The following is a 13955-nucleotide window of genomic DNA, read 5'->3' on the forward strand; positions in this document are numbered from 1 at the left end:
CGAACATGGCTGATGGCAAAATCGTTCAGTGTATCGGCGCTGTGGTGGACGTTGAGTTCCCACGCAACGCGATGCCTAAGGTTTTTGACGCGCTGAAGATGGAAGGCTCCGAGCTGACCCTGGAAGTGCAACAGCAGTTGGGTGACGGCATTGTCCGTACCATTGCTCTGGGCTCTTCCGACGGTCTGCGTCGCGGCATGACCATCCAGAACACCGGCAAACCAATCATGGTTCCAGTGGGTAAAGCTACCCTGGGCCGTATTATGGACGTGCTGGGCAACCCGATCGACGAATGCGGCCCTGTCTCCCACGAGCAGACTGCTTCGATCCACCGCGTGGCTCCTGCTTACGACGAACTGTCCCCATCCCAAGACCTGCTGGAAACCGGCATCAAGGTGATTGACCTGGTCTGCCCATTCGCTAAGGGTGGTAAGGTTGGTCTGTTCGGCGGTGCAGGTGTGGGCAAGACCGTGAACATGATGGAACTGATCAACAACATCGCTAAAGCGCACTCGGGTCTGTCCGTGTTCGCCGGTGTTGGTGAGCGTACCCGTGAAGGTAACGACTTCTACCACGAAATGGCTGACGCCAAAGTGGTTGACCTGGAAAACCCAGCCAACTCCAAAGTGGCCATGGTTTACGGTCAGATGAACGAACCACCTGGCAACCGTCTGCGCGTGGCGCTGACCGGCCTGACCATCGCTGAATCCTTCCGTGACGAAGGCCGTGACGTTCTGTTCTTCGTGGACAACATCTACCGCTTCACCCTGGCCGGTACCGAAGTTTCCGCACTGCTGGGCCGTATGCCTTCCGCAGTGGGTTACCAGCCTACCCTGGCCGAAGAGATGGGCCGTCTGCAGGAGCGTATTACCTCCACCAAGACCGGTTCGATCACCTCGATCCAGGCCGTCTACGTTCCAGCGGACGACTTGACCGACCCGTCCCCAGCAACCACCTTCGGCCACCTGGACTCGACCGTCGTTCTGTCCCGTGACATCGCTGCACTCGGTATCTACCCTGCAGTTGACCCACTGGATTCGACCTCCCGTCAGCTGGACCCGCTGGTTGTGGGCGAAGAGCACTACAACACCGCACGTGCCGTACAGGGCACCCTGCAGCGCTACAAAGAACTGCGCGACATTATCGCGATTCTGGGTATGGACGAACTGGCTCCAGAAGACAAGCTGGTCGTTGCTCGCGCACGTAAGATGCAGCGTTTCCTGTCCCAGCCGTTCCACGTTGCTGAAGTGTTTACCGGTTCCCCAGGTAAGTACGTTTCGCTGAAAGACACGATCAAGGGCTTCAAGATGATCGCTTCCGGCGAACTGGACCACCTGCCAGAACAGGCCTTCTACATGGTTGGTACCATCGAAGAAGCCATCGAAAAAGCCAAGAAACTGGGCTAATTCGATTGTCGTAGCGGCCTCCTCACCGGGGCCGCTATAGCTACAGAGGATAAACATGGCAAACACTATTCACGTTGATGTGGTTTCGGCCGAAGAGCAGATCTTCTCGGGCGAAGCGACTTTCGTGGCGTTGCCGGGCGAGCAGGGCGAGCTGGGTATCTACCCGAAGCACACCCCGCTGATCACCCGTATCCGTCCAGGCGCGGTGCGCATCCAGGTTCCAGGCCAGGCTGAAGAAGAGTTCGTCTTCGTCGCCGGCGGCCTGCTGGAAGTGCAGCCAAACGCCGTGACGGTCCTGGCTGACACCGCGATCCGTGGTCACGACCTGGATGAAGCCAAAGCTGAAGCTGCCAAGAAACTGGCGGAAGAAAGCCTGGCGAACAAGCAGACCGGCATCGACTACGCGAAAGCACAAGCGGAACTGGCAGCGGCTATCGGCCAGCTGGCAGCAATCGCAAAACTGCGCAAGATCAAGGGCTGATCCCTTCTTCTCGTCGCAATGGAAAGGCAGCCTCGGCTGCCTTTTTGTCTTTCTACAGGCTGCCGGGAATCGGCCAGCCAGAACGGCTCCGCGCGCCATGGCCCTGATTATCAGGTTCGCTGCATCGGACTCTGTATAATCCCTGTCTTAAGCAAAGCCTAACACTGGCGCCTTTTGTAGACGCCCCAATACCGTAAATGATTAGTACAAAGATTAGTACAAAGACATCCCAGCTGCACCGTCTTCTCAGCGTACTCCTAGTGTCTTTCCCCAGCGTGTTGTTGATCTTGCCCGTCGGCCGGCGTTTCAACTTTTACGTGTTGCTATTGTGTGCTGTTGGTGGCCTTGCGCTTGGAGTAAAGCCGGGCGGGAAGTCATTTCGTGACATCTTAAAGAAATATTGGGGTATTCATCTTGCAATGGCGGGCATGCTCATCGCAGTCCTCCTTAATCAAGCTGCACATGGCGCATTCGTGTTCAAGCCTTTTGAAAAAGGGCTGCAACTTGCCGTATTTCCGCTTTTGCTTTGGGTGTTCCTACTACTATCGAGCGATAAGCTCCGTATTCTTCAGTGGTCTTGGGTAATTGGGGCTCTGCTCTGCTCCATCGCGTTGATCTGGACGACATATGGAGTGAATGGACGCCCTGGCGGCATCATCTCGAACCCGTTCATTCTGTTCTCGAATCTGACGCTGCTGATGGGATGCATGGCTTTGCTTTCCATCGGATGGAATACGCGGGATGAAATCGCACCGATGGCGATCAAAGTAGTGGCGTGCGTCTTGAGTCTGGTTGCCTCGTATATGTCGGGCACCCGTGGTAGCTGGATCGCAGTTCCCGTCTTCATTCTGATTGCCGTGTCGCTTAAGCAGAGCATGCACGATCGCCGCAAGATCGCTATATCGGTTGTTTCAATGCTGTTGCTTGCCGCGGCGATGGCTTCTTTGCCATACACGAAAACGCGGATCGAACTCGCCTATTCCGAAACCGTGCATTATGCCGAACAGCCGAAAGCCGAAACGTCGATCGGCATCCGCTTGCAACTCTGGCAAGCTTCCTGGAACATGTTCCGGGAGAATCCAGTTTTCGGCGTTGGCACTGCTCCATATGAGGAAACGCTGAGAAAATTGGCAAGGGACAGGGTAATTACGCCGCTAGCGGGAATGCAACTCCACTCTCACAATGACCTTCTGCACTTCATGGCGACGCTGGGAACACCTGGTGCCATTGCCATGCTTGCACTCTATCTTGTACCTGGCCTGTGGTTCAAGAAGTTCTTGCGGAGCGCAGACTCGCAGCAACGCGTAGCGGCCGGCATGGGGCTGGCCACAAGCCTGGCGTTCCTGGCCTTTGGCCTGAGCGAGACCATGTTCTATTCAAACCTGTGCAGCGACTTCTACATCATCAGCGTGGCGGCCCTGTCGGCATTAGTCATCAACAGGCAAGAGGAACTGGAGAAAGCTGTCGCGTCTCCGCTGCCTTCGGAGTTAATTTATGAAAAATGAAGTTGGATGTTTCGTTGTCAATCTTGAGAAAGATGTTGAGAGGCGGGAGAACATCTCACGACAACTCGAAAAAGCCGGCATCCCTTATACGATTTTCAGTGCGGTCTACGGCAAATTTCTAACGCCTGAAGAACTGGCGCAGCACTACGATAAGCGCCGTGCCATTGAGCTGTCGCATGACCTGACGCCTTCCGAGATTGGCTGCGCGCTTAGCCATGTGTTCACTTATCGGAAAATGCTTGAAGAAGGCATGCAGTATGCGCTGGTGCTGGAAGATGACGCGCAACTAAGCGAGGATTTGCCCGCTGTTTTAACAGGGCTGCAACGCGAGTATGCCAGCAGCGAACCGGTCGTTTTCTTGTTGAATCATGTGCGGAAATACAAGAATAGAAAGACCCGGCGCCTCGATGAAAAATACATGGTAGCCGACATTTACGGCACACCGATTCGCGCAAATGGCTATTTCGTTACACGCGCCGCCGCGAAGCAGCTGCTCGACAATCTCTACCCAGTATGGGCAGTGGCCGATGACTGGGCCGTATTCAACCGGGACTTTGTGACAGTCAAAGCGGTTGTGCCTTATTGCGTCGGCCTCTCCGAGCACGCGCAGTTCTCCAATCTCGAGTCCGAAAGACAAGGTGTACAGTTGAAACGGAGCATCGGTTACCACTTACATCAACTCTTCTACCACAAATTTATCAATCAGCTCCTTATCAGACCTTTCCAGCGTGTATCCAAACAGGATGAAACCTGGTGATTATTAAGGCAGCCTCGGCTGCCTTTTGTCTCTTTCAGGCCAGGTTGAACGCCCACTTTAGACACGTGCGCGCGCCTGCGTACGCAACATAGAGGAAATGCCATGACCACGATCTTCATCACCGGCGCAGCTGGCGCCCTCGGCAGCGCAGTTGCGCGGGCATTCGATGCTGCAGGAGCCAACACTGTCCTGATCGGTCGCGAAACAGCGCGCCTGGAAAGCGCTTGTGGTCCTGCCAGCGGACGGCGCATGCTGGCGATCGCCGACCTGCGCGATGCTGCGTCGGCCGTTGCCGCCGCAAACGCCGCTGTCCAACGCTTCGGCCGTATCGATGTGCTGTGCAATATTGCGGGCGGGTTTGCGATGGGTACGCCCGTGCATGCGACGACGGATGCGCAATGGGACGAGCTGTTCGATCTCAATGTGCGCAGCCTGCGCAATGCGGTCGCGGCGGTGGTGCCCGGCATGCTGGACGGGCTGGGCGGCAAGGTCGTGAACATCGCTTCCGGCTCTGCGCGGCAGGGCATGGCGAATATGGGTGCTTACTGTGCCAGCAAGGACGTTGTAATTCGCCTGACCGAGTCAATGTCGGCCGAGCTGCGTGGTCACGGCATCAATGTCAATTGCGTCCTGCCCGGCACCATCGATACGCCGGACAACCGTGCCGCCATGCCCAATGCCGACCGCAGCAAATGGGTTCCGCCGGAAGCACTGGCCGACGTGATCCTGTACCTGTGCAGCCCGGCTGCGCGCGCTATCCACGGCGCTGCGATTCCATGTACCTGAAGCCGCTTCAGCCACAGAACGCATTGGTGTCACGAGATTGAAATCGGGTGCGCGCAGACGGGGTCAATGGCACATGCCGTAGGCTTGCTTGTCCTCGAACCAGCGGTAGGTGAAGGTGCGGGACACGTAGCGCTTGCCGCCAATGAGAACGTCCGGCGGGGTCAGGTCGAAGCGCTTTGGCATCTTGCCCTTGATGATCAGCCGGTAGCGGAACTGGGTATCGTCGCTGGTGCCGACGGCGAACAGCACCAGCGGCACGCCGTTGACGATTTCCACCATCTCGGGTTTGCCGTTGGTCGGGCGCTGGTAGACGCTCAGCACGGTCGCGTTTTCAATCAGCGGACCCTTCGGCTGGCTGACCTGGAAGTGGGCCGTGGCAAAGTGCACCTGGGTCGTGCGCGGCAGCATGTAGTTGACCCCGATTTCCATACCGCCTTCGGCAGCTTGCGGCAGGACGGTGGTGGCCGCCACCGTGATACCACGCGGCAGTTCAAAGGTATCGGCGTCAACCGGCGTGCTGCAATCAGGAGACGTGGCCTGGTACAGCGACGCGGGCGTATAGGTATCGCCGCAGCCGGCGAGGACGAGTAGCAGGGCGAGTGGCGCGGCTTTGCGCATGGTGTGAAACCTCTTGTTTTTAGTCATGACAGTTTACCCGACCGGCTGGCTGAGTGGTGCGCCACCCGCCCAGTCGCGGTGTTAGTCTTGAACTAAAAGTAGCGATGGAAGGCAGCCATGATCCACCATCTCGGTATCGTCGTTTCGGATTTCGTACGCAGCGCGGCGCTCTATGACGCTTGCCTGGCGCCCCTCGGGATTCGGCGTGCGGTGACCGACCTGGACTGGGCCATTTATGCTTCTGCTACCGGCCATCCATTCTTGTGGGTAGGCGCGGAGATTCCCAGCTATTGGAAGAATGGGCATGAACCTTCGCGTAGTCCCATCCATTTGGCGTTTTCCGCGCCGAACCAGGATGCCGTGAACGCCTTCTACCATGCGGCGATCGACCTGGGAGCCGAAGATAACGGCCCACCAGGTCCACGGGTCAGCGATGCAAATTTCTACAGCGCCTTCATTATTGACCTCGACGGCAACAATATCGAGGCCACCGTACAGCTAAGCTAGCTGCGCTTTTGCCGGCTGCGTGCAGCGGCCGACTTCATCAGTGATTTCCATTTCTGCCGTTCAGCAATCCGTTCCAGCGCTGTTTGCTGGTTGCGGCGCACCTCGCGTTGCAGCTTGTGGAAGTTGTGCAGGCGGTCGGGGTCCACATGGCCCAGCACTGCACAGCCGGGTTCGCCCTCGTGCCGGCAATCGCGGAACTGGCAGCCTGCGGCCAGCGATTCGATATCGTCGAAAGCTGACGACAAGGATTCCGGGCTCAGGCTGCGCAAGCCTGGCGTATCGATGATGCAGGCGCCGGAAGGGCAGAAATGCATGGACCGGGCGGTTGTCGTATGCCGGCCGCGATGGTCCGTGCGCCGAACGCCGCCGGTTTCCTGGGTTGCTCCAGCCAGGGCATTGGTCAAGGTTGACTTGCCGGCGCCGGAAGAACCAAGCAGGCAGATGGTTTGTCCGGGGCCTAGCCAGGGATCCAGCTGCGTTATGGATTCCGCGCTGGTGCCGTTCACCAGCAGGAACTGCGTGCGCGGCGGCAGCCGTTCCGTCAGCGCGGCCACCCGGCTATCAATGTCCGCGCAGAGATCCGGTTTGCTGAGGACGATCAGGGGCGTGACTTCGGCGGCCGCGGCGAGCGCCAGATAGCGTTCAATACGGCGCAAATTGAAGTCGCCGTCCAGGCCCATGACCAGCAAGGCGGTATCGATATTGCTCGCGATGGGAGGTGAATCGGCGCGGGCGAATTGATTCATTGGGGATAAACGGTGGTTTATCCACACCTCGTTCAAGGAATTGGCCTGCGCGATCACCCAGTCGCCGGCGCAGAGCGCCGTCCCGGCGAGCAGGCGGGGGAGGGCGCGAGCGTGAATTTCGGCCACGCCGTCGTGCAGGCTGATGCGGTCGCGTTGATATTCTGTGATGCGGTACAGGCGGCCGGCAGGTGCCTCGGCCAGGCGCGAAATGATGGTGTTGTTAAGTCCGATGCTGCGTAAAGCTTCGTAGTCGAAGTCGATCATGATGAGCGTTTTCCATGGGTGAACACGGCCAGCCACGCGCGGCGTGGCAAGCAGGATTAGTCTGGAAATGTCGGCGCCCGGCCGGGCGCTCTAGCTCAAACGCTGAAGGTCAGGCAGCCGACAGGAGGGCAAGATCAAACGAACGCATGGCAAAACTCCTGTCAGGTTGGTGGGAAAGCCGCCAGTGTCGCACCGGCGGCGGGGCAAGTCAATGCGGTGGCTCGCGGTCGACGGTGCGGACTTCGGAACACTCGGGCTGCAGTGCTTCCTCGATTACTTCCAGCGCCAGGTGGGGCTGGGCGGCGCCGCACATGAAGATGTCGGCGGCTGCGAAGCCGTTTTCGGGCCAGGTGTGGATCGAAATATGTGACTCCGCCAGCAACACGACGCCGGTTATTCCCAATCCGGTGCCAAAGCTGTGGAAGTGGCTGTGCAGCACCTGTGCGCCGGCTGCGGCTGCGGCGCCGCGCAGCAATTGCTCAATCCTTGTGCAGTCCGCAAGCAGGCCCGGCTCAATGCCGGACATGTCGGCCAGCAGGTGCGTGCCGCTTGGTTGGTGAATGCTCACTTATGGCCTCCGCCGCCGCCACCGCTGCCCCAGCTGCCGGAGCTGGAGGACCAGCTGCTGCCGTGGTAGCCGCCGCCGCTACTCGACGATGGGCCGCTGACAAACTTGATCCAACTGGTGCCGACACTGAACATGCTCACCACCAGGGCGTAGCCGAAGAATTTATTCATTTTTTCGTTTGATCGTCGATTGCGTCCAGCACCAGGGCCGGCAGGTAGAGCGCAAGGCAGGCCAGGATCGTGACGCCGATGGTGCCGCCGAAATTGAACAGCAGCGGAATGGCGTTCAACGCCAGAATGCCGATGATCCAGTTCTTAGCCGAGCGCGCATATCGGCCTTTGCTGAAATCCTGTGCAACCTCGCCGCTGGCCTTGTCCTCGCCTTTGACGGCATCGCCGAACCAGGCTTTGAGCTGGTCCCAGGCGACCGGGGTTGATCGCGACCAGCCAAGTTCTGTGGGCGTTAGTTCGGCCGCGAGCGTCACCTGCTGGCGCTTGTATTCGTAGACGTGAGTATGGTCGCCTACCGCCACACGCCAGTTGAAGGCGCCGGCTGCGTAAGTCACAACAGAGTTGTAGTCATACAGTTTGCTGTAGCCGGCCTTGTCGAAGTTGACCGTCTGGGCGTCGAGCACGTTTGCTTCCGGCCACTGGTCCATCACATTGGCGCGCGACCAGCCATCGGCAGTTTCGACCAGCCAGGTAAAGCCATTCCGGCTGCCGTACAGCAGGTATTCGGTCCAGCCGCTGCCCTCGTCGTCGGCACGGCGCATCACGCCGATGACAGTGAAATCCTGGTTGCCCAATTTGCCGGAGGCGCCCAGCGGCAGCGTGAAGTATTCCTTCTCTTGCCGCCGGCCGACGGCGATGACCTCGGCTTTCGGGCTGGCGGCGTCGATTTCGGTCTGGCAGGACTGGCAAACCAGGTTTGCGGTCAGGCCGGGCAGGTATTTGATCTGGCTGCCGCAGTTGGGGCAGTCCAGCGCATCGAGCTTGCCCCGGTAGCGGCCGGCGGTGCGCTTGATTTCGTCTGCATCGCGCAGTAATTGGGCTTGCATGGCTTCCAGCGTGACCGAGACGCCGGTGTACATCAGCGGCGGGCCTTCGTCGGAATAGTCGAGGGTAATGAAATGGCTGCCGCGCCGGAAGTCGGCGACTTTCGCCTGCCAGCCATCGCCCACCTTGAACGGCAGTTCGCCCTGGCCGCCGATGCACTGCGCGGTCCTGACGTCAGCCGACATATAGCGCGCGCCCACCAACTGGTAGGGTTTGCCAGGCTGGATGTCCTCAAAGGCCGGCAGCTGCGCATCGGGTTTGCGCAGCGTGGTCACCGTGTACTGGCCGGAAGCATCGCCCAGCCAGCCGCTGGTGGCGTCATCGAAAACGATGAACCACTCGTTCCACACGCCCGCGTCGTAACGCAGCTGGATGCGGCCCACGACATTGAAGTTGCGGCCGCCCAGTACACCGCTGGTGCCGACCTGGATCGGGGAATAGTCCTCCAGCACGGAGGAAATCTTGCCCAGGTCTTTGACCGCGCCGGCTTCTTTCAGTACACGCGTGTTGCAGTACTCGCACACCGCCATGACGGAGGCGTGCGAGCGGAAGTTGACCTCTGCGCCGCAGCTAGGGCAGGAAACTGTTTGCATGCGGCCTGGCTTATCCGATCAGTTTCTTGAGCAGTTCAGCCTTGGTGGCGTCGTAGTCGGCTGGCGAGATCAGGCCCTTGTCCAACAGGGCTTTCAGCTTGCCGAGGCGGTCTTCGATCGATTCCTGCGCTGGCGCGGCGGGGGCGGCTGGAGCTGCAGCAGCAGGCGCTGGGGCCTGTGCTGCGCCCGGATTCAGTGCCTGGCCCATGGCTTGGCCCATCACCTGGCCGACGGTCAGCCCGGCGCCCAGGCCTGCGCCAATGCCAGCCAGGCCGCCTTCGTTGCCGGCAGCCAGCGGGATCGATTGTGCCACCTGGTACTTGGTGAAGCCAGCCATCTTGGCGTCGCTCATGCCGCCCTTCATGCCGGCGGAGATACGCTCGTCCAGCGCGGCTTGCAGTTCTTCCGGCAGGCTGACGCTGGCGACGTTGAATTCATCCAGGCCGATGCCGTAGCGTGCAAACGCGTCGGCCAGGCCGCCTTTGACTTCCTGCGCCATCAGGGCCTGGTTGGCTGCCATGTCGAGGAAGGCGATCTGGGAGGCGCCCAGCGAGTTGGCCATGGAGGCCAGCAGGATGCCGCGCAGCTGGTCTTCAACGTCGTCGCGGGTGTAGATGTTGCGGGTGCCGCTCAATTCAGTGAAGAATTTGCGCGGATCGGCCACGCGGTAGGAATACATGCCGAAGGCGCGCACGCGGATCATGTCGAAATCCTTGTCGCGGATCGTGATCGGCTGCGGGGTGCCCCACTTGCGGCCGGTCTGCACGCGGGTGCTGAAGAAATACACATCCGACTTGAACGGGGAGTCGAACAGCTTGTCCCAGTTCTTCAGGTTGGTCAGCAGCGGCAGGTTTTGCGTGGTGAGCTTGTGGGTGCCGGGGCCGAACACGTCGGCAATCTGGCCTTCGTTGACGAATACCGCGACCTGCGATTCACGCACGATCAGCACGCCGCCGTTCTGGATCTCGAAGTCCTGCATCGGGTAGCGCCAGGACAATACGCCTTCCGCGTCCTCGTTCCACTGCAGTACGTCGATAAACTGCTTCTTGATAAAGCTGCCGATACCCATGATGTAACCTCTCAGGAAATGCAGGCGGCATTGATGCCGCCAATGGAAAGCGAAATAGTGCCGAGCAGGCCGCCGAAGGCGCTGTTGTCGGCCTCAATTTGGTCCTGCGCCATTTTCAGGCAGCGTGTCGTGATGGCGTAGCCGAGCGCTTGCACGATCATCGCGCCAAAGGCCCAGGCCAGGAACTGCTGCCAGTTGTAGGTATGCAGGATGCTCGATGCGATGGTCATCGAAAAACCCAGCATGGCGCCGCCCAGCGACAGCGCCGCGGCATGGTTGCCCTGCCGGATCAATTTGACTTCGTCATACGGCGTCATCCATGTATAGGCTTTGAAGAAGACTACCAACAACAAGGCGGCCAGCGCCAGGTGGACCAGATAATTTAGGATGGCGTTCACGTCGATCCCCGGTTAAAGTGACATGCTTGTAGCAAAAGAAACATATTAGAACAAAAGCATCCAAATGACCAAAAAGATTCTCATTGTTTCAGTCTTCGTCGTCGCGTCCTGCGGACTTGCCTATGAGTTGATCGCTGGCGCACTTTCCAGCTACCTGCTGGGTGATTCGGTGCTGCAGTTCTCCACCATTATCGGCTGTTACCTGTTTGCGATGGGTGTCGGGGCGCATTTTTCCAAGTATGTGAAAGACGAAGACGTGCTGGCCCGCTTCGTCGACATTGAACTGGCGGTGGGCCTGATCGGCGGCCTGTCCGCTGCCGTGCTGTTCATGACGTTTGCCTGGGCGTCGGCGCCGTTCCGCACCTTGTTGTACACCATGGTATTCCTGGTGGGAGCCATGGTGGGCATGGAGATTCCTCTGGTGATGCGCGCCTTGAACTCGCGCCAGACCGAATTCAGTGAACTGGTCAGCCGCGTGCTGACGTTCGATTACCTCGGCGCGCTGGCAGTGTCGCTGCTGTTTCCGCTGGTGCTGGCGCCGCAGCTTGGCCTGGTGCGCACCGGTTTCCTGTTCGGGATGCTGAACATCGCGGTGGCCCTGTGGACAATTTATGTTTTCCGCACAGAGCTGGCGAACGTGGCCGGCCGTTTGCTGCGCGCCAGTGCCGTGATGCTGGCGCTGGTGATCGGTTTCAGCGGCGCGGACCGGCTGACCGGTTGGGGCGAACATGGGCTGTTTGGCGATGAAATCGTGTATTCGACCAGCACGCCGTACCAGCGCCTGGTAATCACCAAGTGGAAGGATGACCTGCGCCTGTATATCAACGGCAACCTGCAGTTTTCCTCGCGCGACGAGTATCGGTACCACGAAGCGCTTGTGCATCCGGTGATGGGGGCGCTGCCTTGGGCCAAGCGCGTGCTGATCCTGGGCGGCGGCGACGGGCTGGCGCTGCGCGAAGTCCTGCGTTATCCACAGGTCGAACACGTCACCTTGGTGGACCTGGACCCGGCGATGACGGCGGCCTTCACCCAGCGCGATGAACTGGTGGCGTTGAACAAGGGTTCTTTCCGCGACAAGCGCGTGACGGTGGTGAATGCCGACGCGGCGATCTGGCTGCAGCAGAACCAGGACATGTTCGATGCAGCGATTGTCGATTTTCCCGATCCTTCCAGTTTCGCGCTGGGCAAGTTGTATTCAGTGCCGTTCTACGGCGTGCTGAAGAAGCATATTGCCGCCAATGGCCTGGTGGTGGTGCAGGCGACCTCGCCGTTCTTCGCGCCGCATGCCTATTGGACGGTGGATGCGACGTTGCGCGACGTGGGCATGCGTACCTGGCCGTATCACCTGTATGTGCCGTCTTTTGGCGAATGGGGCTTCATCATGGCTTCGCCGCAGCTTGATTACCGGCCGCCCGAGGCGTACAGCCTGCCGATGCGTTTCCTGAATGCAGAGACCACGAAGGCAATGTTTGCCTTCCCTCCGGACATGAAACCGCTGCCGATGGCGCCGAACCGTCTCAACACACAATCGCTGGTGCATGAATTCGAGCAGGACTGGCGCAGGGTGATTCGCTGATGCTGCGTCGTTCTTTCCTGGCCTGGGCTGCTGCCGGCGGCGTTACCGCTGCGGCCAGCGTGGCTGGATACCTGCGATGGCAGGAGATTACGCCGGTCGTGAATGCGCCTGGGCGCGATGAAGGGCATTTCCTGCGCGACCGCAAGCCTTTGCCTGCACCGTCGCAGTCATTGTCGGCTGATGTGCTGATCCTCGGTTCCGGTGTTGCAGCGCTGACTGCTGCCTGGCAGTTGCGAAAGCAGGGGCATGATGACTTCCTGATGCTGGACGGACCCGAGCCATATGGTAATGCTGCTGGTGGGCGATTCGGCGCGTTGGGGTACCCGACAGGCGCGCATTACCTGCCGCTGCCGGCCGAGGAATGCGCCCATGTGCGCGAACTGCTGGCGGACCTGGGCGTGATCCAGCGCGGGGCAACGTCGCGCAAACCTTATTACGACGAGCGCTTTGTGCTGCATGGACCGGAGGACCGGTTGCTGTTTAATGGCGCCTGGCAGGAGGGCGTTTTGCCGCATGAAGGGGTGCCGGATGCCGAACTGGCCGAGCACAAGCGCTTCTTTGCGCAAGTGGAAGCGTTGCGCAGTGCGGTCGGCGCGGATGGAAGGCGCAGGTTCACTTTCCCCAGCGAGCATTCGTCGGCGGATGCGGAGGCGGCGCAGCTCGATGCCATGAGTTTTGGCGCCTGGCTTGCCCAGCATGGCTATCGGACGCCATCGTTGCTGTGGTACATGGATTACTGCTGCCGCGACGATTACGGCGCGGGGCTCGATGCGATCTCCGCCTGGGCGGGGTTGCATTACTTCTGCGGCCGTGGAGGCGAAGCGGAAAACGCGGAGCAGGGCGCCTGGCTGACCTGGCCGGAGGGGCTGCAGGCGCTGGCCAGCGGGATGGAACGGCTGGCACGGCCCAAGCGCCTTGCGGGCAGCGCGGTGCGTGTACGGGTGGACAACGCCAGCGGCGGCACGGGCCAGGGGCGGGGCGTGGAAGTGCTTTGCTTTGCACTCGAACGCGGTGTGCCGCGCACGTTCACGATCCGCGCGCGCCGCGTTATTTCCGCGATGCCGCTGCATGTCGCGGCGAGGGTTGTGGAAAACATGCCGGATGTCCACAAGCAAATTCACGCGCCATGGATGGTGGCGAATTTCCTGATGAAGCGTTTTCCACAGGAGCTGCCAGCGGTACCGCTGTCCTGGGATAACGTGGTGCACGGCACCAACGGCCTGGGCTACGTGGTCTCGACGCACCAGGACATCCGCGTGGCGCCGCCGGAGAAGACGGTCTTCACCAGCTACGTGGCTCTGGCTGACCGCGACCCGCGCGAGGCGCGCAAATGGATGATGGCAGCGAGCGGCGAAGAGTTGCTGGCGCTGGCGAGCGTCGACCTGAAGGCGGCTTACGGCGCGCAATTCGAACGTTGCGTGGAGCGCGTGGATATCACCTTGCGCGGCCATGCAATGGCGGTACCGGTGCCGGGATTCCGCAGCGATGCGGGCCTGAAGTCCTTGCGCGAAATGGATGGCCCGGTCCTGTTTGCGCATTCCGACTTGAGCGGCTTCTCCGTGTTCGAAGAAGCGTCCTGGTGGGGCTACCGCGCAGCGCAAAAGGCACTGCGCGGCTAACTGCTGG

At 60.1% G+C, this 13955-nt stretch carries 15 protein-coding genes; 8 read left to right on the top strand and 7 right to left on the bottom strand.

What is annotated here, in order from left to right; translation table 11 throughout:
- Positions 1 to 5 precede the first annotated feature (5 nt).
- The 5 genes from atpD (at position 6) to ACN9MW_RS01790 (ending at position 4935) form a co-directional block, all read left to right on the top strand.
- A complete protein-coding gene (gene atpD / locus ACN9MW_RS01770; RefSeq protein ID WP_155454856.1) occupies positions 6 to 1406 on the top strand; it encodes a F0F1 ATP synthase subunit beta in 1401 nt (466 codons plus the stop codon).
- A gap of 55 nt (positions 1407 to 1461) precedes the next feature.
- The gene (locus ACN9MW_RS01775; RefSeq protein ID WP_155454855.1) at positions 1462 to 1887 is read left to right on the top strand and encodes a F0F1 ATP synthase subunit epsilon; all 426 of its coding nucleotides are present in this window, start codon (positions 1462 to 1464) and stop codon (positions 1885 to 1887) included.
- A 260-nt stretch (positions 1888 to 2147) separates the two neighbouring features.
- Positions 2148 to 3392 (top strand): O-antigen ligase family protein, encoded by a 1245-nt coding sequence (locus ACN9MW_RS01780; protein ID WP_426166994.1) that lies wholly within the window; start codon positions 2148 to 2150, stop codon positions 3390 to 3392.
- Complete coding sequence (locus ACN9MW_RS01785) at positions 3382 to 4149, top strand: glycosyltransferase family 25 protein (protein ID WP_426166996.1); 768 nt, start codon at positions 3382 to 3384, stop codon at positions 4147 to 4149. The genes ACN9MW_RS01780 and ACN9MW_RS01785 overlap by 11 nt, the downstream gene beginning before the upstream one ends.
- A gap of 102 nt (positions 4150 to 4251) precedes the next feature.
- A complete protein-coding gene (locus ACN9MW_RS01790) occupies positions 4252 to 4935 on the top strand; it encodes an SDR family NAD(P)-dependent oxidoreductase (protein WP_426166998.1) in 684 nt (227 codons plus the stop codon).
- 63 nt (positions 4936 to 4998) lie between these two features.
- Here ACN9MW_RS01790 and ACN9MW_RS01795 read toward each other — a convergent pair whose 3' ends face one another.
- Positions 4999 to 5580, bottom strand: coding sequence for a hypothetical protein (locus ACN9MW_RS01795; RefSeq protein ID WP_426167000.1), 582 nt, complete (start codon positions 5578 to 5580; stop codon positions 4999 to 5001).
- 90 nt (positions 5581 to 5670) lie between these two features.
- Here ACN9MW_RS01795 and ACN9MW_RS01800 point away from each other — a divergent pair, with 90 nt between their 5' ends.
- Positions 5671 to 6060 carry a VOC family protein gene (locus ACN9MW_RS01800; protein ID WP_426167002.1) on the top strand — a complete coding sequence of 130 codons (390 nt, stop codon included), beginning with the start codon at positions 5671 to 5673 and terminating at the stop codon, positions 6058 to 6060.
- Here ACN9MW_RS01800 and rsgA read toward each other — a convergent pair.
- The 6 genes from rsgA to ACN9MW_RS01830 form a co-directional block, all read right to left on the bottom strand.
- Positions 6057 to 7070 (bottom strand): ribosome small subunit-dependent GTPase A, encoded by a 1014-nt coding sequence (gene rsgA, locus ACN9MW_RS01805; protein WP_426167004.1) that lies wholly within the window; start codon positions 7068 to 7070, stop codon positions 6057 to 6059. The genes ACN9MW_RS01800 and rsgA overlap by 4 nt on opposite strands.
- A 208-nt stretch (positions 7071 to 7278) precedes the next feature.
- Positions 7279 to 7638: an adenosylmethionine decarboxylase gene (gene speD / locus ACN9MW_RS01810; protein ID WP_426167006.1), complete on the bottom strand. Its 360-nt coding sequence runs from the start codon at positions 7636 to 7638 to the stop codon at positions 7279 to 7281.
- Entirely contained in the window at positions 7635 to 7808 is a 174-nt protein-coding gene (locus ACN9MW_RS01815) for a hypothetical protein (protein ID WP_426167008.1), read from the bottom strand. Before ACN9MW_RS01815 ends, speD begins: the two co-directional genes overlap by 4 nt.
- Positions 7805 to 9286 carry a DUF4178 domain-containing protein gene (locus ACN9MW_RS01820; RefSeq protein WP_426167010.1) on the bottom strand — a complete coding sequence of 494 codons (1482 nt, stop codon included), beginning with the start codon at positions 9284 to 9286 and terminating at the stop codon, positions 7805 to 7807. The genes ACN9MW_RS01815 and ACN9MW_RS01820 overlap by 4 nt, the downstream gene beginning before the upstream one ends.
- A 10-nt stretch (positions 9287 to 9296) precedes the next feature.
- Entirely contained in the window at positions 9297 to 10355 is a 1059-nt protein-coding gene (locus tag ACN9MW_RS01825; protein ID WP_426167012.1) for an SPFH domain-containing protein, read from the bottom strand.
- Between the two features lie 11 nt (positions 10356 to 10366).
- A complete protein-coding gene (locus ACN9MW_RS01830) occupies positions 10367 to 10753 on the bottom strand; it encodes a DUF350 domain-containing protein (protein ID WP_426167014.1) in 387 nt (128 codons plus the stop codon).
- Positions 10754 to 10817: 64 nt separating this feature from the next.
- Between ACN9MW_RS01830 and ACN9MW_RS01835 the strand changes: the two genes are divergently transcribed.
- Together ACN9MW_RS01835 and ACN9MW_RS01840 are read left to right on the top strand one after the other, a co-directional pair.
- Entirely contained in the window at positions 10818 to 12329 is a 1512-nt protein-coding gene (locus tag ACN9MW_RS01835; RefSeq protein WP_426167016.1) for a polyamine aminopropyltransferase, read from the top strand.
- Positions 12329 to 13948 carry an NAD(P)-binding protein gene (locus ACN9MW_RS01840; RefSeq protein ID WP_426167018.1) on the top strand — a complete coding sequence of 540 codons (1620 nt, stop codon included), beginning with the start codon at positions 12329 to 12331 and terminating at the stop codon, positions 13946 to 13948. Before ACN9MW_RS01835 ends, ACN9MW_RS01840 begins: the two co-directional genes overlap by 1 nt.
- The last annotated feature ends 7 nt before the right edge of the window (positions 13949 to 13955 follow it).

Source organism: Pseudoduganella sp. R-34 (assembly GCF_049904655.1).
Taxonomy (GTDB): Bacteria; Pseudomonadota; Gammaproteobacteria; order Burkholderiales; family Burkholderiaceae_D; genus Rugamonas.